This is a genomic window from Methylobacterium endophyticum, assembly GCF_050591105.1.
In the GTDB taxonomy this organism is placed as follows: Bacteria; Pseudomonadota; Alphaproteobacteria; order Rhizobiales; family Beijerinckiaceae; genus Methylobacterium.
Window position 1 is genome coordinate 34,258 of sequence record NZ_JBNHES010000023.1, and the last position, 21,175, is coordinate 55,432.

Sequence of the window (21,175 nt, forward strand, 5' to 3'; positions counted from 1 at the left end):
TACCATTGGCGGGCGAGCGCGGACATGGTGGACATGGCGATGCCGTCCCCGGCGCCGGTGCCCCTGCGTCTGCCGACGCACCGCGATCGTCGTCATCGACATGCAGAACGACTTCTGCGCGGCGACGGGCTGGGTCGACCATCTCGGCGCCGACTTCACCCCCGACCGCGCGCCGATCGCGCCGCTGCGGCGCCTGTTGCCGCCCCTGCGCGCGGCCGGGGTACCGGTGATCTGGGTCAACTGGGGCAACCGGCCGGACCTCGCCAACATGCCGCCCAACCAGATCCATCTCTACAAGCCGACCGGAACGGGCATCGGCCTGGGCGATCCGCTTCCGGGGCATGGCGCGAAGGTGCTGGAAAAGGATTCCTGGGCCGCGGCTGTGGTCGACGAACTGGCCCCAGAGCCCTCCGACATCAGGGTCGACAAGTATCGGATCAGCGGCTTCTGGGACACGCCGCTCGACTCGATCCTGCGCAATCTCGGCATCCGCACCGTGCTGTTCGCGGGCGTGAACACCGACCAATGCGTGCTGCATTCGCTGACCGACGCGAACTTCCTCGGCTACGGCTGCATCCTCGTGGAGGATTGCTGCGCCACGACCTCTCCCGATTTCTGCACCGAGGCGACCGTGTGGAACGTGAAGAAGTGCTTCGGCTTCGTGACCGGGTCGGGGGCGATCCTGGAGGGCCTCTCGGGCCTTGCGCGGTGAGCCGGCCGGCGCCGAGGTCCGACCCCTTCGTTCCCGGCCCGCGCGGGTTCCTGCCGCCGTCCGGGAGCGGCCCGCTCGACGGCCTGCGCCTGGCGGTCAAGGACCTGATCGACGTCGAGGGGTTCGTCACCGGCGGCGGCAACCCGGACTGGCGCGCCGGTCACGCCCCGGCCCGCGCCTCGGCGCCGGCGGTCGCGGCGCTGCGCGCGGCCGGAGCCGCCTTCGTCGGGCAGACCGTCACCGACGAGCTGGCCTTCAGCCTGGAGGGGGCGAACGCGCATGACGGGACGCCGCCGAATCCCGCCGCTCCCGATCGGTTGCCGGGCGGCTCGTCGAGCGGCTCGGCCTCCGCGGTGGCCTCCGGGGCTGCCGATATCGCCCTCGGGACCGATACCGGCGGCTCGGTGCGCATCCCGGCGGCCTTCTGCGGCCTCCACGGCTTTCGGCCGACCCACGGCCGGGTCGGCCTGGAGGGGGTGGTTCCCTTCGCTCCGAGCTACGACACGATCGGCTGGTTCGCCCGCGACGCCGAGACCTTGGCGAAGGTCGGCGCCGTTCTTCTGCCTGGCGGGCGCCGCGCTGCGCCGGTGACGCGCTTCCTGGTCGCCGAGGACGCGTTCGACCTTGCCGACGAGGCGGTGGGCGAGGCGCTCCGGGCGGCCTTTCCCCCGGTCTTCGCCGGGATCGCCGCGAGGCGCGTCCTCGCGGAAGGGCCGGAAGCCTGGAGGGAAGCCTACCGCGTGCTCCAGGGGGCCGAGATCTGGACCAGCCTCGGCGCCTGGATCACGACGGTGCGGCCCCTGTTCGGGGCGTCGATCGCCGAGCGCTTTCTGGACGCATCGAGAATCACGCCGGCCGATGTGGCGCGATGTCGGCCGCTGCGGGCGGCGATCCGGGCGCGGCTGCACGACCTCCTCGCCCCCGGCACCGCCCTCGTGATACCGACCTCTCCGACGCCGGCCCTTCCGCGCGATGCCGCCGGAGCCGCAATCGGGGATTTCTATGCGCGCGCCCTGCCGCTCACGGCCATCGCAGGCCATGCCGGACTGCCCCAGGTGACGGTGCCGCTCGCCACCGTGGCCGGGGCGCCGGTCGGCCTTTCGCTGATCGGCGCGGCCGGAGCCGACGAGGCGCTCCTCGCCGCCGCCTGCGGCCTGTTCGGGGCCCGGCCCTCGGCATGACCGCCGACCACGCCCTCGATATCCCCGCGACCGAGGCGCGGCCAGCCGCCAAGCGCACGCGGCCGGCCGCCGCCGGCAAGGCGGCCGAACCCACGCGGGAGCGGTTGATGCGCGCGGCGCGGGCGGAGTTCACCCAGCACGGATTCGCGGGCGCCCGAGTCGAGCGCATCCTCTACAAGGCCGGGGTGAACCCGAGGATGCTCTACCTCCATTTCGCGGGCAAGGCCGGGCTCTACGTGGCCGTGCTGGAGACTGCCCTGGGAGAGCTGCGCCGGCAGGAGCTGAAACTCGATGTCGCGCGGGCGGATCCCTTGGAGGGGCTGCTTCAGCTCTTCGATTTCCTGAACGACCATTTCGAGGCCAACCCGGATCTCGTGCGCCTCCTGAGCAACGAGAACCTTTTGAAGGCGCGCTTCATGCGGCGCTCGGGCTCGATCCGCGAGATGTCGTCGCCGACGCTGTCCATGATCGACCAGCTTCTGAAGCGGGGCGCCGCGTCGGGACGGCTGGCTTGCAGCTTCGATGCCCTGCGCCTCTACGTTCTGATGGTGGCGCTGGCCCAGTTCCATCTCACGAACGTGCATACGCTCTCGGTGATCTTCGATCGCGACCTCGCGGACAAGCGCTGGCGCGCCGCGCGCAGGGCGGACGCCCGGCTGATGCTGCATCGATTCCTGCTGGGACACGATGCGGAAGGTGCTCTGACGGCAGGGGAAGCCTGACCGTTGCCGCCCCTGGGGCGCATGCCCGGAGCCGGTCTCGGCTCGGAAGTGGCGGCGGCGAGGGGAGAAATGGTGCCGCTTGAGGGATTCGAACCCCCGACCCCCTCATTACGAAAAAGGGGCTTCTGCTTTTTTTCTGCGTTCGTTTACGCTACGTGCGCAACCTGTTCCGCCCCGAAAGCGCTTACCATCCCCGAAAATCGGGTTCGAGGGTTCACGCGAACTTCCGAGCACTTCATAGGGGCGGCGATGCGCGACAATCTGGACCACACCCGCCGGCAGCGCGACGCCCTGGCCCGCGAGCGGAGGCGCGGGCTCCACCGCCTGATGGTGGCCGTCTTCGTTCTCGGCTTGGTCGCGACGCCGGCCTTGGCAGGGGCGCTGACGTGGTTAGCGCTGTGAGCCGGCCGTCCCGCAACCCGCGCCGCACCTACAACCGCGACGGCACCGAGATCGCGCCCGCCACCATCGCCAACGCGCGCCAGAACGGCGCCGAGGCGATCATGGTGGAGTGCGGGTGCGGGCATACCGGGCGGATCGAACTCGACGCCCTCAACCCCGACGAGTTCGTACCCGATGTCGTCCTGCGCTGTCGCTGCACGGCCTGCGGCGGCCGGCCGAACCTCACCTATCCGCTGTGGGGATCGGTTCGGATGGGGGCGGGCAGGACCTGAAACGCAAGAAGCGCCCCCGGCCTGAGCCGGAGGCGCCTGGGGGCGAGCGGTAGACGGGTTCGGGGATCAGCCGGACTTCACCATGATCCCGAAGGCGCCCGCGACGGCGTGGAGCACCGTGCCGCCGATCGCGGCGACCACCCCCCAGATCCGTTTCTCCATGGTGCCGAGGCGACCCTCCAGCGCGTCGATGCGATCGTGGAGCGCCCTGTGGTCCTTCTCGATCTCGGAGCGCGGGACGAAGGTCGCGATGGTCTGCATCAGGCTCGTGTGGCGCGCCTCGGCCGCCTTCTGCCCGGCATCGGCCGCCGTCTGGAGGGCGACCTGGCGCTCCTCCATGCGGGCCAGCGCCACGCGGATATCGGTCAGCAGCTCGGAGGACTTGCCGGCGGCGGCGCGGGGCTCGGTCATGGCGTCAGGCCTTCAGCAGGCGCGCGGCGCCCGCGCGGGCGAGCGTGGTCAGCGGGGAGGAGACGAAGAAGGCCGTCAGGATCGTCGCCTCGATCGGCACGTACTCGGCCGGCAGCGGCGTCACCGGCCAGTCGAGCGCGAAGGTGTGCGAGAGGCACGACGCGCCGAAGTGGATCGCGGGCGGGATGCCGATGCCGTAGATCAGCCCCTTGAAGGCCGGCGCGATGGCGGCCTTCGCCGAGTTCGCCGCCATCTCGGCCTGGATCATCTGCACAGCGACATCGCGCTGCGTGTTCTGGCCGTTCGAGATGCCCTTGAGGATGGGCTCGAGGACCGAGTTGCCGAGCACCTTGATGATGCCGGAGCCGGCGATGCCCGCGAGCTTGCCGGGCAGGTTGAAGATCCAGCCGAGGATGTCCATCAGCGCGGCCCTCCGGCAGGCGGCGGGACCACCGTGGCGAGCTTCACGGCGTAGGCGCGGGCGACGAGGCGCAGGATCGCCAGGGCGGCCGCGACCTTGGCGCCCGGCATCCACGGCGGCAGGAGCGCGCTGAGATCGACGCCGACCAGCGCGTCGAGAATGTCCGGCAACGCCATGACGAGGGCGAGCAGGTAGATGCGGCCGCCGGCGATGGCGCGCCAGCAGCGCAGCAGGCGCAGGCGCGCCCGGAAAATGGGGCGGCGGGGCATGTGGTCAGGCCTTCCGGGCGAGGGTGGCGTGGATCAGGTCGTAGAGGCCGTTCAGCAGGCCGCGCGTGCCGGCGCCCGCCGCCTGCGCCCCGGAACGAAGAAGCCCGCCGGTGGGGGCGGGCTTGGGGGTCGTCATCGGGGCCATCGGGTCGGCCGGCTTAGGAGGCAGGCTCGGCGCCGAAGGAGGTAAGCTCGCCGTCACCGGCCGCAGGTCCCCGCGTCGCGCCCTCGGCATCGCCTTGGCGTAGGGCGTGAGGAACTGGTCGCGCTCGCCCTGCCGGCGCGAGACGATCGCCGCCGGCTTGTTCCACATCAGGATCGCCTCGGCGCAGCCCGCGACGTCGCCGGCCATGAACTTGCGCAGGAAGGTCGCGTGCGCGAAGCCGACCGGGCCGATGTTGTAGGCGATCGACACGAAGGCATCGAACTGCTCCGGCGAGCAACTCGCGAGCTTCGGCCCGAGGGCCTTGCGCACCGGGTCGGCGTACTTCTCGACGTCGACCGCGAACATGGCGTCCGCCTGCGCTTGGGTGATCGTGACGTCGGCCTTCACGACGAGGCCGCCAGCCGCCGTGGTGTGGCCGTAGCCGATGGTCCAGACGCCGACGCTGTCGCGATACGCGGTCAGCCGGCATCCCTCGCGCGCCTCGATGGCGGCGCGGCCTACGGGGGAGAGCTGCATGGTGATCTCCGATGTGTGGTGTACGATCGGCGGCCGGCGCGGCCGGGGCCTACCAGACCGTCCCCGCGCGCGAGGCGGCCCCTACCCGGAAGGATGGAGGCGCCCCGGCCGCGTCAGCGACGTGGGAGGTAGGTCCCGAAGACCCGGTCCCAGAGCGTCGTCACGACGCCGAAATTCGCCTCGACGCCATGGTGGTGCATCGCGTGTCGTAGCTTCAGGCCGTAGAGCGGATGGCGCGGCCCGATGCGCCAGTGATGCACGGCGTGGTGGGCCGTGATGTAGGCGAGGTAGCCGAGCGCGAAGCCGGCGAGCACGTCCGCCGGCAGCAGCAGCGCCAAGCCGACGAAGATCGCGAACGAGTGCAGGCTCGACACGCCGGTCCGGCCGCAGGGCCGGGCGTGATGCTCGTCGTGTGCCGCCTTGAAGAGCGGCGGGCGGTGGAAGAGCACGCGGTGGGCCGCGTACTCGGCGAGCGTCCAGGCCGCCGCACCGAAGAGCACACCCGCGAGGGTCGGCGAGCCCAGCACCAGCAGCACCAGGATCATCGCCGGCATCAGGACGAAGTCGGCGTAATAGGCGAAGCGGGACACGGGCGAGCTCCGGGCATGAAAAAGCCGCCCGGAGGCGGCTGCGGACGGATGGGGCGAGGAGTCGTGGCTCGCTATCGGCGGGGAGCAAATCATTGTTTGCAGGAGATCGCTTCAGACCTCATAGGTAGCAACAAGGCGAATGTTCATCCCGTTTGCGCCGGTAAAAGTTCCGTCTGCGTATTGGATATTGGCGGTTCCGCCGGAAACTATACCGGAAACGGCTTTCCCGGTGATGGATATTTCCTTTCCGTAGGCCATTCCCTCGATGACGCCGGCGCGCGGTGGGATGGGCATGCCAACGGCAAGGAAAGAACTCAGGCCGCTGCCGTTCGGGATGAAAATGGAGACGCGCGCCGTCACATGGCCGGCCGCCGTCTGCGACCATCGCCCTGTCGCTGTCGCCCCCGCGCCGAGCGTGCCCCCGCCGGCAACCAGCGTCGGCGTGTAGATCGCCATGACGTTCGTGACCCTGGACAGGGCCCCCGTGCCCTGAACGGGCATCGGCGTGCCGTTCTCGGTGTCGAGAATGATTTCTCGAAAAACGGCGGGGCTCGTCGCGCCGGACGCCTCAAGGCCTTGGACGTACCCAGCAGAATCGGCAGACAGGAACAGGGTGTTGGCGCGGGCATAGACCTGACTGCCCGCGCCGATGGCCGCCGCCGCGATGAACGACGCGCCGGTGCCGGACCCGAGCCGGTAGGAGGTGAGGCGGATAGTGTTGTTGTCCGCGTTGGACAGGTTCAGCGCGTTGCCGTTGACGTGCTGCACGGAGATCTGAACGTTGCCGTTCAACGAAAAATTGGCGTTGACCGAGCCGGCCAGGGTGACGCCATGGGCGTTGGCCCCCGCCCCCTCGACACATCGGGCCCGCAGGTTGACGTTCGCATATTGGATGTCCGCCGCCTCGCCGAGGTCGGTGCCCGTCACGCCGGACCGGAACCAGGCCGCGTCGTAGCCGACGGGGTTTTCGAGGTACACGTCATAGGTGCCGTAGGTGACGCTATCGACCTCCAGCAGCCTTCGCGCGACGCCGTTACCGATCACCCGGACGTACCGAAAACCGCCACCGACGTTGCGTGCCGGCGCGATTGCGCCCCCTACCTCTGCCTTCCACGGGGTGCGGTGGCGCAGGACGGCGCCGCGCCCGTTCGGGCTGGTGGCGTCGACGGCGCCCGTGCAATCGACGGTCGGGATGATCGTCAGGCCGTAGGCGCTGAACGCCGTGTCGTGGGCCGAGAGCGCCGCCGGACCTTCGAGGTAGACGCCGGAGTACTTGTTGTCGATCGGACCGTCGACGTAGACCGTGCCCGACGCGTAGACCGTGCCGCCGCCGAGCCCGGCCATCTCGGCCAGGAGCGCGTTGAGCAGGATGCGGTTGGCCGTGGCGCTGGCCGGATCGCTCAAGACGAGCCCGCGCTGGGCCGCCACGATGCGGCCGCCCTTGCGCTGATCGACCGCTGCCGCGATCTTGTCGCCGACCGGATTGCCGGGCTCCGATTTCTGCTGATCGCTGGTGTTGTCGAGCGCCGCCAGAATGTCGGTGCGCCATGCGTCGGTGGCGACGTGGTAAGTCACGCGCGCCATGCGGTCGGCCTTCAGCCGTCCAGCGGCGAACACGCTGCCGTCCGCATCGACCCATGGCTTCGGCCCCGTGCCGTCCACGTTCAAGAACGCGGCATCCGTGTTGCTTCGATCGACCTTCAGCAGAAGCGAGACGCCCGCGCGCAGCTGCGTGACCCCGGAGGCGGTGGCGGCGATGTAGGCGTTGAGCGCCCCCGAGGTCGTGATCGCGCCGCCGATGTCGTCGGAGAGTCCGCGAACGGCCGCCATCACTTCGCGGACCACGGCCGGATAGGTCCGGGCCGACGCGCCGTCCTGTACCGGCAGGCCCGGATCCACGGTCCCGTTGAGCGCGGGATCGGTCTTCCAGTCGAATGCGCCCATGGGGTCAGGCTCCAGGCATGAAAAACCCGCCTCGGAGGGCGGGCGGCGGTCTGCGGAAGGCGGCCGTCAGGCCTTGACGACGTAGAAGGCGACGAGGCCCGGCGGCATGTTCGAATGCGCGCCGTCGCCGCCGGCGCTGTTCGTGGTCAGCGCGTGGGCGTGGTCGGGCGCGGCCGAAATCGCATGCTGGTGGTTGCCGTCCGCGGCGATCGCGTGGGCGTGGTCGGCCACCGCGCCGGTGGTGAAGCCGTGCTGATGGTCGGCGACGGGGTCCACGTTGAGCGTGTGCTGGTGCGCGCCGTTGCCGTCGGTCTGGCCGCCGGCGTTGGGGGTGCCGGTCGGGTAGATCGCCCCGATGGCGGTCGCGGCGCCGCCGCCGCCGGCCTGATAGGTCGAGGCTTGGGTGAACTGGATCGCATGGGCGTGGTTGCCGGCGATCGACGTCGTTCCGGTATGGCCGTGACCGCCTGCTCCGCCCGTCGTGCCGGTGTGATTGTGACCGCCCGCCGCGCCGGTCGTGCCGCCGTGGCTGTGCGAGCCGGCAGCGCCGACCGCCCCGCCGTGATCGTGGCCGCCGGCCGCATTCGTCGAGCCTCCATGGGTGTGGGCGGGCACCTGGCTGAGGGCGAGCGTGACCGTCTCTGAGCCGCCGGTCGAACCCACGCCGCCGAGGGTGCCGCCCGGCCCGAACAGCGTCTTGCCGTTGGCGTTCGGCGCATTGAAGGTCGTTGCCCCGTCTCCGGGGCCAAAGGTCGTTCCGACCTGCGCGAAGAGCGCGGCATAGGCGGTGCGGGACAGCAGGCGGCCGTCCATCGGCACCCAGCCCGCATCGGGCGTGACGTCGCCCTGCGGCTTGAATACGCCGGGCCGCTCGATGAACGGCGCGACGATGAAATACGCCCCCGAACTCGGGCGGTAATGCGCGGTGAAGACGATGTCGGGGGCGAGGTCGCCGGGGCCGAGCTGGCGGCCGAACGGACGGAACAGCGGCCGCGCCGGTTGCCCGTCGGGCGCCAACGAGGCCGGGCCCTGGTTCGCGGCGTCGACCGTGAAGCTCAGGGTGTGGGCGGCGGCGGCCGAGTTGACCGAAAGCACCTGGTTCGTCGCGACGGCATAGACGTCGGACGCCCCGCGCCGCGCGACCAGCGCGCCGGTGTTGTCGGCATGCCACTTCGCCAGCGCCGCCATCATCTCGCGCGCGGAGTTGTTGACGGTGGCGGCTGGCTGGCCCTCAGCCCAGTAGATCGGCGGCGCGATGCTGTCGTTCGACGCCGCGTCGATCGAGAAGTCGACGAGACCGGCCATGGGCGCCTCCGCGCAGCCGCCACCGATCCCATCAGCGCAGGGCGCTCGGGTCGGGCGGATCGGGGGTGAAAGGGGTCAGACGGGTGCGCGGCGGCCGGGCAGCAGCGCGAAGAACTTCGTCGGGTCGAACTGCGCCGCGCGGGGCTGGCGGGTCGGAAGGGGCTGTATGGGCGTGTCGCCCTGTTGCTGCCCCTGGCCTTGCGCCGTCTGGCCGGTCCCGGAGAGGCCGCCGAGGCTCTTCAGCAGGGCGGCGAAGTCGGGCCCGTCATCGGCGGGCGCCGGCTCGGTCGGCGCGGTCATCGCGGCGGCACCCGCCGGCGCCAGCGAGAACGGCGCGCCGACCTGCGTCGGGCCGGACAGCCCGAAGGCGCCGGGCGTGGGGGCTTCGCCCGGCATCGTCATGGCGGCGGGGGCGGGGGAACCGTCGCCGCCGACTTTCTTCGAGGCCCACAAGGTGAGATCGCCTGCGGTCATCGACCGCGTGAACGGATTCGCGGCGATGGCGTCGGGCGTGAGGATCTGCGCGACCGGCGTGGACGGATCGGCGGAGAGCACCGCCTGCGCACCTGCCGGCCCGGCGAAGTGGCTCAGGTAGCGGCTGCCGTCATTGTCCGGCAGGCCGGCGGCTCGCAGCTTGGCGCCATTCTCGTCGGCATAGTGCTGGACCATCTCCTTCGAGAGGCCGGGATCGTTGCGCAGGCCGAGCACCTGGTCGCGCGGGAGGCCGGCGAGATCGGGCCGATACCGGCTCACCATGTCGAGCCATGTCCCGGCTATGAATTGGCCGGCGCCCGTGGCGGAGGAGCGCGGGTTGCGCGCCGTGGCGTTGCCGCCCGACTCGGCCCCAATGATGCTGTCGGCGAGGGGCATGCGGTGGGTCCGGACATGGAAAAGCCCCGCGCAGGGGCGGGGCTCGGGGCAGCGCGGCAGATTGCTCGCGCGCGTCTCGGGACGGGGCCTTGTCGGGCCGTTCGCCCGTCGGGTCAAGGGGAGCGAGCGACCCTGTGCTACGAATGGCGCGGCGGCCGATTCCTGCCCCGCCGACCTTTACGAGAGCAGAATGAGCCGCACCCCCAACGTTCAACCGGCCAGGATCGCGTCCCCAGCGCTGGCGGCGGCGCTGGCGCTCTTCGTTCCTTCGGGCGTGGAAGCCGCTACCATCCTTGCTCGCTGCGGCCCATCCACGGGCGAGAGCTACTACTTCGAAGCCGGAATCGCCGGCCCAGGTCGTGGCGGATGGAAGAAAGACGGCATCGACGATGGTCGCATCACGGCATACATCAACGACAATCAACAACTCGACATCTTGCAACGCGACACGACCGGGACGAAGAGCTACCTAAAGGAAGGCTATAAGGTGGCCTTGATCAATTTCAGCCAGCAGGACAGGTCATTATTGATCTCGGCCTATGGCGAGAACTTCTCGGAAACTTTCCTGTTCAAGGTGAGCGAACTCGGCGTCGGCACGCTTGCATGGACCGCAAGCAAGGTCGCTCCGCTGGTCATTCGCACGAGCATCATGACGGCCGAGTGTGGACCGAAGTACGCGCTCGATCGATGATTCATCGGGGCCGCTGACGCCTACCTCTCCCGCAACGCGTCAGAAATGCACCGGGAGATCTTGGCGCCCTGTCCCGTGCGCATCCTTGAGGCCGTCTAGCTCGGTAGACCACGCGACAAGCTGGTCGTCGTCCATGATGGACGGGCGTGGACGTAGGGGCTCTGAACGACCCAGCGACGGACATCGCCGCTCCGCTCGTGCAGCGTGCACGGGGTGATGGCGGCCCCGGCTCGGTGGTGGGCCGTCCAGGCGGCTTCGCGTGGAGTCATCATGGCTCAATCTACCGTGCGCGGGATGGGGGGCGGTGAGCGAGAAGGCGCTGTGAACTGCGGCTGCCACGCCATGGACCACCGGCCAACTGCTGCTCTAGGTTGCGCGCTGAGCAGGGGCGAAGGCGATGCGTTTCGGTGTTTTGGCGGTGGGGATCGGCGTTATCACGCTGGCCGGATGCATGACGGGATCGCTGGTTTCAACGCAGGGCGCCTGCACGTCTTCACACGCCGGGTATCTTGAAGCCTGGGACTGCATCAAAGCCGAGGTCGCCGCCAAGCGAGCTGGTCAGATGAACAATGATCTCGGCATTCGGTACATGGCGACGGGTGATGCGATTGCCGAACGAGTGCGCCGAAAAGAACTTTCAGATGCCGATGCCCGGCTGCTTCTCGCGCGTGAGCTGTCAAGCGCCAATGGTGAGTTCGAGGCGCGCAAGACCGCCGCCGCTGGTGTCACCTGCAACAGCTTTCAGGCCGAGGGCTTGGTAACAACGAACTGCTACTAGAGCCGGAGCATGATAAGCTGCGAAAATGCCTCGCTGGCTTCAAATCCTGCTCTGCCTCACCCTCTTCGTCGCCGCCATGGTGACGGCTCGGGTTGTCTTAATGGCGGTTCTGCCGTCGTTCAACCAGGCATTGGACAGTGCGCTCGGGCCGGTTGGCTCGGGCGTCGCCTTGATCGCCCTCTTCGGGGCGTGTGCCATCTACGGCTGGTGGCCCCGCGATCCATCGGGCCGGATGCACCCGCTCCTACCGCGACGCCGCTGACTGGTTCCGGATCGGCTGCGAGCCACCATTCGCGAGCCGCAGCAGCCGCTCGGTGAACAGCTCGGCGTTCTTGGTGCCTGGAGGCGACTTCGCCAGGGCGCGGATATCCGGCAGGGCGCGGGGATTGTAGATCAAGCGCGCGATGGCCTCGCCGTTGCCCATCATGCGCCGATGCAGCAGAGCGTCGCTGACACCGTGCTTCAGGCCGACGACGGCACCGCCGAGCGCCCCACTGACACCGCCGACCGTCCCGCCGGCGACAGCGCCTGAGGCAGCGCTCGCGATGGCTTGACCGATCGGGGTGTTGCCGCTCGCGAGCTGCTTCTGGATCGCCTGGTTGAACGCGGTGTCCGAGCCCTTCTGGGGCCGGTAGCCGGTTGCCTCGAGCACGGTGAGCAGGCGATCGATCGCCGCCGCCTTCGTCTCGCCTTCCGGCAGGACGCGCAGCACGGCTTCGAGGTTGTGACGCTGCTGGGGATTGCCCCTGACTGCTGAGGCAAATCCAGCACCGCCGTACTGCGCCGCGATGCCCTTCACCTGCTGGGTCGCCTCATTGAAGAGGGTCTCCAGGTAGATGCGCGACAGATCGTTAGCTGCCGCCGGATTGTTGCGGGCGACCGCCGTCATCGCCGAGGCGATCTCGTGGTGGTTCGCACCCTGAGGCACCTGCGGGAACAGCACGTTGACCGCGCGGCGGACATCGTCGGTCTGGGCGAGCTTCCCGAGCGGCGAAGCCTCGACGCGGGCGAGACCGTCACGGGCGCGTACCACCGCATCGAGGCGATGGTAGACGTCCGGCATCTGGCCGAGGACATCGCCGCTCTCGCGCAGCAAGGCGCTGAGGGCATCTGCATCGACATTCCCGCGCCGGTCGGTCGCCGCATCCATGATGCGGGTCGCGACATGGCCCTCGTAGGCCTGCCGTGCTGCGGGCGTGCTGTTGGCGAGGAATTCTCGCGCGGCGCTCGCGCCCTGGAGATGCGTCGGCACCTCCTCGGTCGGCGTCGCCATGCGGCCGCTGAGGGGATCCTGCCGTGTAACGCGGCCGAGCGGGGTGTTGCCGGCGAAGGGCTCCAACGGGCGCGAGTTCGCCGCGAAATTGGCGTCGGCGGTTGCGACCTCGGGGACCTGCTTCAACTGCCCGTCGAGCGCTGAACGCGAGATGGTGAGATCGCGGACCTTCGTCCCATCTCCCTGCTCCTGCGCTACGGCGATGCGCCGATCGAGCCGCTCGCGCGCGTGGAGGAGGCCCTCGACGCTCATGTCGGGCTCACCACCGGGCCCGGTGAGATCACGCCGCGTCGCGCCGAGCGCGCCCTTCACGTCCCCCTTCGCGGTCCGGCTCTGGTCGGCGACCGCATCGAAGGCAGGGCGCGGATCGACCTGCCCGAACCGCACATCCGGGATCTGCTCCTGGACGGTCGTGCTCTTCACGAGCGGCGCCGGGTTCTCCTTCATGCCGCCGATCACGGCCTCGACCGCGTCGAGCGGATCGGCATGCTCGCCGCGGATCATCGAGCCGAGCACGCGCTCGCGGATATCCGGATGCAGGCTCTTCGGATCGACACCGACCTTCGTGAGGTCCTCGTCGAGCCGGCTCTCCGCCATCGAGACCGCATTCTTGAACTCGTCCGACTGCCGGCCGACGGTCTGCCGTCCGACCTGCTGACCCTCGGTGTCGATCGGATAGCTCGGGAAGCCGCGCTGCTCGTTCTGGAGCTTTCGGAGAAGGTCGTTCGTGATGTCGCGCGCGGCGCCTCCATCGGCATCGGGGCGCAGGTAGCCGGCTTCGATCAGCCGTTCCCGCCAGAAATTATCGATGCTCTTGCCGTCGGCGCGGGCGACGTTGCCGACGCCGGGGATGTTGAAGCGGTGCAGGTCGGTGGCGCGGGCATCGCCGTCGAGCGCGATGCCGCCGTGTTTCGCGACGAAGCGGGCAAGGCTCTCCGGACCCGGCGCGGCGTCTGGCGCATCGGCGGTGAAGCGCTCGAGCGGACGGGGCGCGGCATTGGCGAATCGCGGCCGCGCATATTCCTGCGGCGTGATGATCGGCTCGCCCGGCCGCTCGACAGTGATCATGCGCTCGACGCCGACGTTCTCGGGCGCGGCGCGCGCGGCGCCGTAATCGGCGGCGGCCTGCTGATCGCGCGTCGCCTGCCGAGCATCGAGCACGCGGCGCATCTCGGGCTGGATCACCTGTCCGGCGCTATCGGCGGTGACACGCGGGCCGACGGCTTCGCGCGCCTGCGTCAGCGCCATACCCTCCGGGGTTTGTGCTACGCCGGCACGGGCTGCGGCCTGAGCGTCAATGCCGACGGCCGAAGGGGCCACGTTCTCGGGCGCGATGCTGTTGAACGCAGCACGGGCGACGTTGTCGATCGAGGCGGGCCGGCCGGCATAGACCTCGGCCGCGATCCGTCCGCCCTCACCGCCGGAATTCGCCGCGACGCGGGCCAGCTGGGATGCGCGCGTGGCGCGCCCATCGGTCGCCCGGTTCAGCGCCTCGTCGAGCGGGATGTCGACGCCGCCGCCGGGCAGGTTGCGGCCCATCTCGCGGATCTGCTGGGCCGAGGCCAATTCGGCGTCGGTCAGCCCATGGGCCGCTTCGCGCAGAAGCGGCATGCCGAGCTCGTCGCCGCGAATGGCGGTCACGGCCTTTCCGACGAGACGCCCTGCGATCGGGCCAGCAGCGCCAAGTCCGCCACCGAGTTCGGCGCCGAATTTCGTGGCCTCCCAATCACCGCCGCTTCTCACCGCCGCATCGGCGCCGCCTAGAACGGTGCCCGACGCCGCCGACGCAGCGGTCCTTACAGGAAGCGCGGCACCGCCCGCGCCAAACAGCGCCGGCGCAGCGGCCACGAGCGGCAGCGTGCCGACCACGCCACCAGCGATCTCACCCGCGCCACTCGCGATCGGATGCTCGGCCACGGTGCTCTCGCCGAACTTCTCGACCTTGCCGAGCTCGTCGGAATAGCGGGTATCGTTCTGGAGCGCGCGAATGCCTGCGACGCCGCGGTTCAGACCAGCGAGGAGGTAGGGACCGATCACGGGGACGCCGTTGACGATGCCGCGCCCGACCGCCGCCGAGGCGTCGCCAGGCTGACCGGCGGACGGCAGGTCCGTGAAGCTGCCGTGCAGCTTCGTCAGATCCGCATCCGACATCTTGCTGAGATCGGCGACCGGCGGAGCGCCGGGCTGCGGACGATCGGCCTTCGGGGCGCTCTGGCTGTAGAGCGCCATCAGCTCGTCGTCGGAGAGCTTCGAGAGGTCGCTCATTTCATCATGCCCCGGCGGCGCATCTCGGCCTCGACCGCCGAGCGGTCCGGCGTTCGGGGCTGGTACTGGTAGATCTCGGGCTGCTGGACCCGGAACCAGCCGGCGCGATCCTTCGCCTCCGGCATCACGCCGACGAAGCGGTCGACGCTGTCGTTGTGCTTTTTGATCTCTTCCTTCGCGAGGAGTTCCTGCGCCTCGACGCCGGCGCGCAGGGCGGCCTCGACGCTGGAACGGTCGCCGGACGAAATCGTCTTGCCGAATTGCAGATCCATGTTCGTCGTGTGGCCCGACTGGCTGATCGCCTTCGCGAGCGCGGCGGCCTTCTGGGTCGCGGCCTGATCGAAGAGCTGAGAGTTCTTCACGTAGTCGTCGGGGATGCCGAGGATCTGGGCAGCGGCGGCACGGGCCTGCGTGCGCCAGTCGGCACCCCAGCCGGCGACGATGCCGCTCTCGAGAGACTGCTTCTGGCGGTTGATCGCGTCGATGGTCTGCACCGCGCCGAGCGCCTTCTGCCGGCTCTCGTCGATGCCCTTGATCATCGTGGAATCGAGTTCCTGGTTCGCCTTCTTGCCCAGGTCGATGTTCACGCTCGTCCCGCCGGGCGGGTTGATCGGCGTGATCTTGCCCTTCGAATCCTTCTGGTACGCGCCAGCCGGAAGACCAAGCTGCACGCGCTCCTGATCAGGGACGAGGCTGAACGTGTCGTCGGGCTTGCCGGCGGCGGTGCCCTCGGCCTGCGCCTGCGCCTTCGCGCGCACAGCGTCGGGACTGGCTTCGGCCGAACCGAGCATGTTCGAGGCACCCGGGCGCTCGCCGGGCTTCAGCTCGTAGATGTTCCCGCCGATCGTGACGCGGCTCGGATCCTTGTTCATCTGGGCGAGCACGCTCTGGAGCACGATCGGGCTCGACATGGCGGCGGTGGCGAGGTTGGGATCGAATCCCTTGCCGAGGAGGTACTGGCGCGTCGCATTCTCGCCGGCCGTTTCGCGGGCGAGCTTCGCCTGCTCCTGTGCGAGCTTCTGCTTCGCCAGATCGGTCGTGGCCGAGGTCGCCGAGACCCTCGACAGATTGTCGAACGCCTTGCCCCACCCCTCGCCGCCGGGCGCCGAGAGCAGGCCGGCGCCGAACGCGAGCGCCTGATCGCCGAGGCCGGTATCGGCGAGCGCCTTCCAGGCCTTGAGGAAACCGCCGCTCTCGCCGCCGGCATCGGCGGCCTTCGCGGGCGGCTGGGCGATGGGCGACGGCGCCGCCGAAGGGGCGGAGCCCGTGGTCGGTGCCGGATCGGGAGCCGGGGGCGTCGCGCGCGCGACTGGCGGCGCCAACGGCATGGGCTGCGCGGCCGGCGCGGGCGCGACCGGAATGGCGGCCTGCGGCGCCTGCCCCTGATCGGTCTGCGGCGCGTCGGGAGGAGTAAACCCCTGCGCCGGCGCCATGGGCACCCGGCTCATCAGCGCCGCGATGTCCTCGGGGCGCAGGTTCACGGGGAGGCCGATGCCGAACGGGTTGCCGGTCGTCATGCTGCTCTCCGATCCTGAGGTGCCATGGCGGCGGCGCGCGCCGTGGCGCGCCCGTAGTCGACGCCGAGGAGGCCGTTACCTCCCGGAAAGAGCGCGACGGCGTCGGGCTCAGCGCCGGCGACCTCCTGTGCGAGGAGGCCGATCTGGGGCGTCGGATTACCCTTGTAGCGGTAGCTGTAGACGGTCTGGCCGTCGTGGAGCTTGCCGACCTCCTGGACGTCCTCTTTCGCCCGCTCGTCGGAGAGCATGGCGAGGAAGGGCGCAGCGCGACCGACGTTCGCCGCCGCGCCCGAAAGGCCGGAGATGCCACCGATGATCGAGTTCAGCAGGCCGGGGTCGGTCTGGGTGCGCTGGGTCGAGGTGCCGGAGGTCTGCGAGCCGAGCCCCGCGATCGGATTCACCGCGCCCTCGTAGAGACCGATCTGGCGCCAGGGGGCGCTCTGCCCCTCGTCGAAAATCTCACGGTTCGAGTCGAGCTGCTGCTGCCGGGCCTGATCCTGGATCGTGCCGACCTGCGCCAGGGTCTGGCCCGGCTGGGCGAGGGACTGCTGCACGGTCGGCGTGGCGGCGATGCCGGCGAGCCCGGCGGCGCGATCGCCCTGTGCGGACGAGAGCAGCGCGCCGGCCTGCCCGAGCGCGCGATCGGCGTTCGAGCCTTGCAAGCCCGCCAGCGCACTCGCCCCCGTGAGCGCGGCCGCATCGGCGCCCGACGTGAGACCGGCGCCCGTGACGGCCTGCCCGGCATTGGCCGAGGTGACGTCGTTGATGTTGCCGAGCAGCCCCGAGCGGATCCCGGTCTGCGCGTTGCGCGCGGAATCGATGGCCGAGGCCGCCTGCGCCTGCCGGTCGAGCTGGTTGTTCAGGTCGGCGTAGCGGAGCTGGTCGTTCTGCCCGGCCACAGCATCGGCGGTGGCGGCGGCGAAGCGGCCCGATCCGTAGCGGCCCGACGCCGCCATGCTTTGCGCCACCCTGCTCGCGGCGGCGTCGGAGGCGCGCTGCGTGATCGCGTCGAGCTGCGGCGAGCCGTTGAGATAGGCGCCGTCGGCCGTGGCCTGAAGCGAGCGCTGGGTCTGCGTCGGCCCCGCGTTCTCGCCGAGCAGGCCCCGATAGCCGGACGCGTCGAGATTGTAGCCGCCGCTCGCGAGCCGGTTGCCGACCGTCGCGGCCATGCCGTTCGGGTCGGCCATGCGCGCGGCGGCCGACGCGACGCCCGAGGTGTCCGCGTTCGGATCGATTCCGGCGAGGCCGCCCGTCGCGGCCTGCGTCGCAGCGGTGGTGCCGCCGCCGGCGAGGAGGCCGTGCAGGAAGTCGTTGCCGGAAGCCGCCGTCGGCGCGCCGGCGGATGCGCCGTCGGCCATCTCGCCAAGGCCGGCCTGCGTGGTATCGCCGAGCCCGGCCACGCGCTGGCCGCCGTAGACCTGCGAGCCGACGCCGGACTGGTAGGCCGTCGTCGCGCCGTCGAGGATGTTCTGGAGCGCGGGCTGTGCCGGCTTCCAGGGATCGGTCTGGCTGCTCTGCTGGGTGGTCTGGGTGCGCGATCCGCCGCTCATGCCGCCGGTTCCTTCACGAAATATGCGTCGACGGCGTAGTCGGGGAGCAGCGCGGCCCAGCCGGCGCGGCCGACGAACTCGACGCGGGAACAGCCGATGCGCGTGGCGCCGGCCTCGATCAGCCTGAGGGTGTGGCGCCAGGCGCGCGCGCCGCTGCCGCCGACCGCGAGGACGATGCAGGATCGGCCACCGCGCTCCAGATCACGGACCTGCGTCACGCCGGCGGCGACCGCTTCACCGTCTTCGGGATGGATGAGGACGAGCTGCGCCTCGCCGCGCCGGCAGAGGTCGAGCAGGTCGGCCACGGTGAGATCGCAGCCCGGCCGGCGGCAGGCCGCTTCGAGCCACGGCTCCGCAACCGGCCACGCCTGAGCGAGGTCGGCCGCTGCGACGGGGGAAAGGCGCATCAGGACCCGAAAACGGTCTGGTAGGCGTCGAGCATCAGGCGGACGGCGAGCGGCGCGGGTACGCGTCCGGTGAGCGTGCCCATGCCCGGCATGAGCACTTGCTTGAACCCCGCCTCCCGTGCGGCGAGCAGAGCCGCTTTGCTGGCAAGGAGCACGTCAATGGGATCGAGGATCGGGCCGGGCACCCGCATCGTCGGCGCCGAGATGCAGAACGGGATGGCATCGCCACCCGTCGGCACGATCAGGGCCTCGCCGACCAGCAACTCGTGCATCGGCCGCTTCGCGATGAGGCCGCGAAGGCGATCCTGAACCCCCCCAACCCCACTTCCGCGAATAAGCCAGATCGATCCCGCCATCCATCAGGCCGAAGCTGTTGGCGGGCGACACGGCGGCATCGGCGGACAGAGCGAGGAGGTCGCCGATATGCCCAGTGACGCCGCGCAGACCCCGCGCGGCCGCTTGGTTTTCGGCCTGTACCGGAACGGCCGGGTTGAGATCGCAGATGATGAGACGCATCAGGGCCGCCGGATCTCGTACCGGAACACGCGGTCGGTCGCCGCCGAGGCGTCGTGGCCGATGGTGAAGCCGCCGCGTCGCGTCGCCTTCAGCCAGACCGCCGCCGTGGCCGCGCTCGCCGAGCACGGTTCGAGCCGGGGCAGGGCGCCTTCGGTGCAGCGGGAATCCTCGACGTCGGTCTCGCTCGCACCGACGGTGAGCGCAATCGGACCGCCGAGCGCGTTGGTGCCGCCCTGCGCCGCATCCGAGATCGCCTGCGAGAACTTGGCGAGGTCCCTCTCGGTCTTGCCGGGAACGATCATCGTCCACCCTCCGCCGTCGCGTCCGGCTCGATGCCGGTCGCATAGGTCCATGCCGTGCCGGCCGGAATGCGGACCCTGACGCGGTGATAGCGGCCCGAGGCCCGGCAGGGGGCGAAGCGCTCGAAGTTCGGCGCCGTCTCGGCCCGGTAGCGTACCGGATCGGAGACCCGCAGCGTCTCGCGCGTCCCGACCTGCGCCCGCCAGTCGTCGGCGTCGCTGTCGAGGCGCACGCCGCGCACGAAGGCCCGGCTCGGACGGGCGAGCATGGCGTCGGTCGTCTCGAACAGGGCCTCGAGGCTCGGCCCGTTCAGCAGGGCGAGGCGGTTGTCGGCCGTCACCAGCCCGAGCGCCGGCGCGCCGCCGGCATAGGACGGATCGTCGAGGCTCTTCTGGCCTGGATCGTCGAGCGAGCCGGGGATGCTGTCGATGGAGACCGGCGGCGTCGCGGCGACGAGACCGAAGCGCACCGGCAGCGCCAGGAAGGCCCAGCGGTCAAGGAGCCAGTCGTAAAGGAGTACCTCGTCGAGCAACGTCGGATCGGAGGCTGCGGCCGATTTGCTCCGATAGGCGAACAGGACGCGCGGCCCGGTGGCATCGCGGATGGCGACGACCGATGCGACCTGATTGGGATCGACCCGATCGAGGAAGAAGCGGTTCACCCGCTCCGCGCCGATGGTCGACGACGCCCCTCCCGTGAAGACGTGGTATCCGTCGCGATCGAGGAAGAAGACCCGCGCGCCGGCGCGGGCCAGCGACCAGGGCGCCACGGCCCCACGGTTCTCCTCGAAGATCGAGAAATCGAAGACCTCGGCCGAGTTCGGCACGAACACCATGCGCCGGATGGCGCGCTCCTGGAACACCACCCCGAATTCGCCGCCGGCAAAGCCTGTCACGGCGCCGCCATCGGGGAAGATCTGAAGGTCCGCTGTGTGTCCGGTCGCGATTCCGGGCGTCCAGAAGGTCGGGTCGCCGAGGTCGGACCACTGCACCGCGTTCGGATCGGAGGCGAGGCCGGCCAGCACCAGGAACTCACCGACGACACCGCAATGGCGGGCGCGCGGCGGGTTGCCGCCGAGGTCCGCGAAGGCCTTGCCGGTGTCGATGTCGATGACCTGCATGACGGTGCCGAGGCAGGTCGCGACGAGCCGCGCCCCGTATACGGCGAAGGACCAGTAGTCGCCCGGCGGCACGGAATAGGTCGCGCCGGGCTTCGACACGTCGTCCCAAGCGGCCGTGCCGAGGTTGAACTTGAAGAGCTTCGTGCCGGTGCCGGCGAAGTAGACGGGGAAGCCGAAGGCGGGCGAGGCGACCTCGATCGCGCCGCGACAATCGGCGGGCAGCGCGGCCGAGATCGGTTTCGGGCCAGCGATTGGGCCATAGCCATCGGCGCGCGGGATGACGTTCGTCGCGACGGCGGCGGCTCCGGCATCGACGGAGGCGACGTCCGGCGCGAAGGGGGCGAGCTTGACGGAGGGCATGTCAGAGGTCGTAGGCCTCGATCCGCCCCGAGCTCGCGATGCCGTTGGCGCGGCCCTTCAGGGTCGTGAAGGCGTCGGCCGCAGCGACGTCCATCGCGGCCTTCAGGGCCGGGTCCCGCAGCACATGGAGGGCGAGATGCCACTTCGTGCGAGCGGAGATCAGATCGCGGGCCTCGTCGAACCAGGGGCTCGGCGCGGCATCGTCGGTCGGCACATCGAGGCGCAGATGCGCCGCGATCCGGATCGTCCAGGCGTCGGACGGGATCGGCCAAAGACGGAGCGACCCGTCGAAATACGAGTAGGAGCACGGCCGGCTCGCCGAGGTCGGGCTGTCGGCCGCCTCGATCCACGCCTCGGGGATGCGGCCGAGCGGATACGACTGGTTCCCGTCGAGCATCACGACGCTGTCGATGGCGTAGAGGTCCGGAATCGCCGCCGCGTCGCCGCGCCCGTAGACGTCGACGCCCGGCATCGTCTGGAAGGTGATGATCCGCTTGTGATTAGGCGTGGAATAAGGACCCCGTTTTTGGGGTAATCGGCGTCCAAACGGGACCCCAGGACAAGTCATCCACACTGCCTTCCGGCTCGAACGGGAGGCTTGCGCGGGATGTTGGTCG

23 protein-coding genes are annotated in these 21,175 nt (G+C 70.1%); 7 read left to right on the top strand and 16 right to left on the bottom strand.

What is annotated here, in order from left to right:
* The first annotated feature begins 100 nt into the window (after positions 1-100).
* The 5 genes from ACP56T_RS19870 to ACP56T_RS19890 all read left to right on the top strand — a co-directional run bounded on the left by ACP56T_RS19870 (position 101) and on the right by ACP56T_RS19890 (position 3,289).
* Positions 101-712, top strand: coding sequence for a cysteine hydrolase family protein (locus ACP56T_RS19870; RefSeq protein ID WP_430913889.1), 612 nt, complete (start codon positions 101-103; stop codon positions 710-712).
* The gene (locus ACP56T_RS19875) at positions 709-1,893 is read left to right on the top strand and encodes an amidase (protein ID WP_430913890.1); all 1,185 of its coding nucleotides are present in this window, start codon (positions 709-711) and stop codon (positions 1,891-1,893) included. The genes ACP56T_RS19870 and ACP56T_RS19875 overlap by 4 nt, the downstream gene beginning before the upstream one ends.
* Positions 1,890-2,615 carry a TetR family transcriptional regulator gene (locus ACP56T_RS19880; protein ID WP_430913891.1) on the top strand — a complete coding sequence of 242 codons (726 nt, stop codon included), beginning with the start codon at positions 1,890-1,892 and terminating at the stop codon, positions 2,613-2,615. Before ACP56T_RS19875 ends, ACP56T_RS19880 begins: the two co-directional genes overlap by 4 nt.
* Before the next feature lie 249 nt (positions 2,616-2,864).
* Complete coding sequence (locus ACP56T_RS19885; RefSeq protein ID WP_430913892.1) at positions 2,865-3,017, top strand: hypothetical protein; 153 nt, start codon at positions 2,865-2,867, stop codon at positions 3,015-3,017.
* Entirely contained in the window at positions 3,014-3,289 is a 276-nt protein-coding gene (locus ACP56T_RS19890) for a hypothetical protein (RefSeq protein WP_430913893.1), read from the top strand. The genes ACP56T_RS19885 and ACP56T_RS19890 overlap by 4 nt, the downstream gene beginning before the upstream one ends.
* A 66-nt stretch (positions 3,290-3,355) precedes the next feature.
* Here the strand turns inward: ACP56T_RS19890 and ACP56T_RS19895 are convergent, their stop codons facing one another.
* The 8 genes from ACP56T_RS19895 to ACP56T_RS19930 form a co-directional block, all read right to left on the bottom strand.
* On the bottom strand, positions 3,356-3,700 hold the full coding sequence (locus tag ACP56T_RS19895; protein WP_430913894.1) for a hypothetical protein: 345 nt from the start codon (positions 3,698-3,700) through the stop codon (positions 3,356-3,358).
* 4 nt (positions 3,701-3,704) lie between these two features.
* On the bottom strand, positions 3,705-4,121 hold the full coding sequence (locus ACP56T_RS19900) for a hypothetical protein (protein WP_430913895.1): 417 nt from the start codon (positions 4,119-4,121) through the stop codon (positions 3,705-3,707).
* Entirely contained in the window at positions 4,121-4,390 is a 270-nt protein-coding gene (locus ACP56T_RS19905; protein WP_430913896.1) for a hypothetical protein, read from the bottom strand. Before ACP56T_RS19905 ends, ACP56T_RS19900 begins: the two co-directional genes overlap by 1 nt.
* 4 nt (positions 4,391-4,394) lie before the next feature.
* A complete protein-coding gene (locus tag ACP56T_RS19910; RefSeq protein WP_430913897.1) occupies positions 4,395-5,072 on the bottom strand; it encodes a lysozyme in 678 nt (225 codons plus the stop codon).
* 113 nt (positions 5,073-5,185) lie between these two features.
* Positions 5,186-5,662, bottom strand: a complete 477-nt coding sequence (locus ACP56T_RS19915) for a sterol desaturase family protein (protein ID WP_430913898.1) — start codon at positions 5,660-5,662, stop codon at positions 5,186-5,188.
* 111 nt (positions 5,663-5,773) lie between these two features.
* Positions 5,774-7,606, bottom strand: coding sequence for a hypothetical protein (locus tag ACP56T_RS19920; protein ID WP_430913899.1), 1,833 nt, complete (start codon positions 7,604-7,606; stop codon positions 5,774-5,776).
* 66 nt (positions 7,607-7,672) lie between these two features.
* On the bottom strand, positions 7,673-8,911 hold the full coding sequence (locus ACP56T_RS19925; RefSeq protein WP_430913900.1) for a tail fiber protein: 1,239 nt from the start codon (positions 8,909-8,911) through the stop codon (positions 7,673-7,675).
* Between the two features lie 75 nt (positions 8,912-8,986).
* The gene (locus tag ACP56T_RS19930; RefSeq protein ID WP_430913901.1) at positions 8,987-9,781 is read right to left on the bottom strand and encodes a lysozyme family protein; all 795 of its coding nucleotides are present in this window, start codon (positions 9,779-9,781) and stop codon (positions 8,987-8,989) included.
* A 190-nt stretch (positions 9,782-9,971) separates the two neighbouring features.
* Here ACP56T_RS19930 and ACP56T_RS19935 point away from each other — a divergent pair, with 190 nt between their 5' ends.
* Complete coding sequence (locus tag ACP56T_RS19935; protein WP_430913902.1) at positions 9,972-10,472, top strand: hypothetical protein; 501 nt, start codon at positions 9,972-9,974, stop codon at positions 10,470-10,472.
* 397 nt (positions 10,473-10,869) lie between these two features.
* Positions 10,870-11,250, top strand: coding sequence for a hypothetical protein (locus ACP56T_RS19940; protein WP_430913903.1), 381 nt, complete (start codon positions 10,870-10,872; stop codon positions 11,248-11,250).
* 244 nt (positions 11,251-11,494) lie between these two features.
* Here the strand turns inward: ACP56T_RS19940 and ACP56T_RS19945 are convergent, their stop codons facing one another.
* The 8 genes from ACP56T_RS19945 to ACP56T_RS19980 form a co-directional block, all read right to left on the bottom strand.
* Entirely contained in the window at positions 11,495-14,788 is a 3,294-nt protein-coding gene (locus tag ACP56T_RS19945; RefSeq protein WP_430913904.1) for a hypothetical protein, read from the bottom strand.
* Positions 14,785-16,305 carry a hypothetical protein gene (locus ACP56T_RS19950; RefSeq protein WP_430913905.1) on the bottom strand — a complete coding sequence of 507 codons (1,521 nt, stop codon included), beginning with the start codon at positions 16,303-16,305 and terminating at the stop codon, positions 14,785-14,787. Before ACP56T_RS19950 ends, ACP56T_RS19945 begins: the two co-directional genes overlap by 4 nt.
* Positions 16,302-17,855, bottom strand: coding sequence for a tail fiber domain-containing protein (locus tag ACP56T_RS19955; RefSeq protein WP_430913906.1), 1,554 nt, complete (start codon positions 17,853-17,855; stop codon positions 16,302-16,304). The genes ACP56T_RS19950 and ACP56T_RS19955 overlap by 4 nt, the downstream gene beginning before the upstream one ends.
* Positions 17,852-18,160 (bottom strand): hypothetical protein, encoded by a 309-nt coding sequence (locus ACP56T_RS19960; RefSeq protein WP_430913907.1) that lies wholly within the window; start codon positions 18,158-18,160, stop codon positions 17,852-17,854. The genes ACP56T_RS19955 and ACP56T_RS19960 overlap by 4 nt, the downstream gene beginning before the upstream one ends.
* A gap of 101 nt (positions 18,161-18,261) precedes the next feature.
* Positions 18,262-18,534, bottom strand: coding sequence for a macro domain-containing protein (locus tag ACP56T_RS19965; RefSeq protein WP_430913908.1), 273 nt, complete (start codon positions 18,532-18,534; stop codon positions 18,262-18,264).
* 243 nt (positions 18,535-18,777) lie between these two features.
* The gene (locus tag ACP56T_RS19970) at positions 18,778-19,080 is read right to left on the bottom strand and encodes a hypothetical protein (protein ID WP_430913909.1); all 303 of its coding nucleotides are present in this window, start codon (positions 19,078-19,080) and stop codon (positions 18,778-18,780) included.
* Positions 19,077-20,558 (bottom strand): hypothetical protein, encoded by a 1,482-nt coding sequence (locus tag ACP56T_RS19975; protein ID WP_430913910.1) that lies wholly within the window; start codon positions 20,556-20,558, stop codon positions 19,077-19,079. The genes ACP56T_RS19970 and ACP56T_RS19975 overlap by 4 nt, the downstream gene beginning before the upstream one ends.
* 1 nt (position 20,559) lies before the next feature.
* Complete coding sequence (locus tag ACP56T_RS19980; RefSeq protein ID WP_430913911.1) at positions 20,560-21,030, bottom strand: phage adaptor protein; 471 nt, start codon at positions 21,028-21,030, stop codon at positions 20,560-20,562.
* Positions 21,031-21,175: the final 145 nt, after the last annotated feature.

Coding starts and splice junctions, on each gene's coding strand:
- ACP56T_RS19870 (WP_430913889.1), top strand. CDS start 101: ATGCAGAACGACTTCTGCGCGGCGACGGGCTGGGTCGACCATCTCGGC.
- ACP56T_RS19880 (WP_430913891.1), top strand. CDS start 1,890: ATGACCGCCGACCACGCCCTCGATATCCCCGCGACCGAGGCGCGGCCA.
- ACP56T_RS19885 (WP_430913892.1), top strand. CDS start 2,865: ATGCGCGACAATCTGGACCACACCCGCCGGCAGCGCGACGCCCTGGCC.
- ACP56T_RS19895 (WP_430913894.1), bottom strand. CDS start 3,700: ATGACCGAGCCCCGCGCCGCCGCCGGCAAGTCCTCCGAGCTGCTGACC.
- ACP56T_RS19900 (WP_430913895.1), bottom strand. CDS start 4,121: ATGGACATCCTCGGCTGGATCTTCAACCTGCCCGGCAAGCTCGCGGGC.
- ACP56T_RS19905 (WP_430913896.1), bottom strand. CDS start 4,390: ATGCCCCGCCGCCCCATTTTCCGGGCGCGCCTGCGCCTGCTGCGCTGC.
- ACP56T_RS19910 (WP_430913897.1), bottom strand. CDS start 5,072: ATGCAGCTCTCCCCCGTAGGCCGCGCCGCCATCGAGGCGCGCGAGGGA.
- ACP56T_RS19920 (WP_430913899.1), bottom strand. CDS start 7,606: ATGGGCGCATTCGACTGGAAGACCGATCCCGCGCTCAACGGGACCGTG.
- ACP56T_RS19925 (WP_430913900.1), bottom strand. CDS start 8,911: ATGGCCGGTCTCGTCGACTTCTCGATCGACGCGGCGTCGAACGACAGC.
- ACP56T_RS19930 (WP_430913901.1), bottom strand. CDS start 9,781: ATGCCCCTCGCCGACAGCATCATTGGGGCCGAGTCGGGCGGCAACGCC.
- ACP56T_RS19935 (WP_430913902.1), top strand. CDS start 9,972: ATGAGCCGCACCCCCAACGTTCAACCGGCCAGGATCGCGTCCCCAGCG.
- ACP56T_RS19940 (WP_430913903.1), top strand. CDS start 10,870: ATGCGTTTCGGTGTTTTGGCGGTGGGGATCGGCGTTATCACGCTGGCC.
- ACP56T_RS19945 (WP_430913904.1), bottom strand. CDS start 14,788: ATGAGCGACCTCTCGAAGCTCTCCGACGACGAGCTGATGGCGCTCTAC.
- ACP56T_RS19950 (WP_430913905.1), bottom strand. CDS start 16,305: ATGACGACCGGCAACCCGTTCGGCATCGGCCTCCCCGTGAACCTGCGC.
- ACP56T_RS19955 (WP_430913906.1), bottom strand. CDS start 17,855: ATGAGCGGCGGATCGCGCACCCAGACCACCCAGCAGAGCAGCCAGACC.
- ACP56T_RS19965 (WP_430913908.1), bottom strand. CDS start 18,534: ATGCACGAGTTGCTGGTCGGCGAGGCCCTGATCGTGCCGACGGGTGGC.
- ACP56T_RS19970 (WP_430913909.1), bottom strand. CDS start 19,080: ATGATCGTTCCCGGCAAGACCGAGAGGGACCTCGCCAAGTTCTCGCAG.
- ACP56T_RS19975 (WP_430913910.1), bottom strand. CDS start 20,558: ATGCCCTCCGTCAAGCTCGCCCCCTTCGCGCCGGACGTCGCCTCCGTC.
- ACP56T_RS19980 (WP_430913911.1), bottom strand. CDS start 21,030: ATGCCGGGCGTCGACGTCTACGGGCGCGGCGACGCGGCGGCGATTCCG.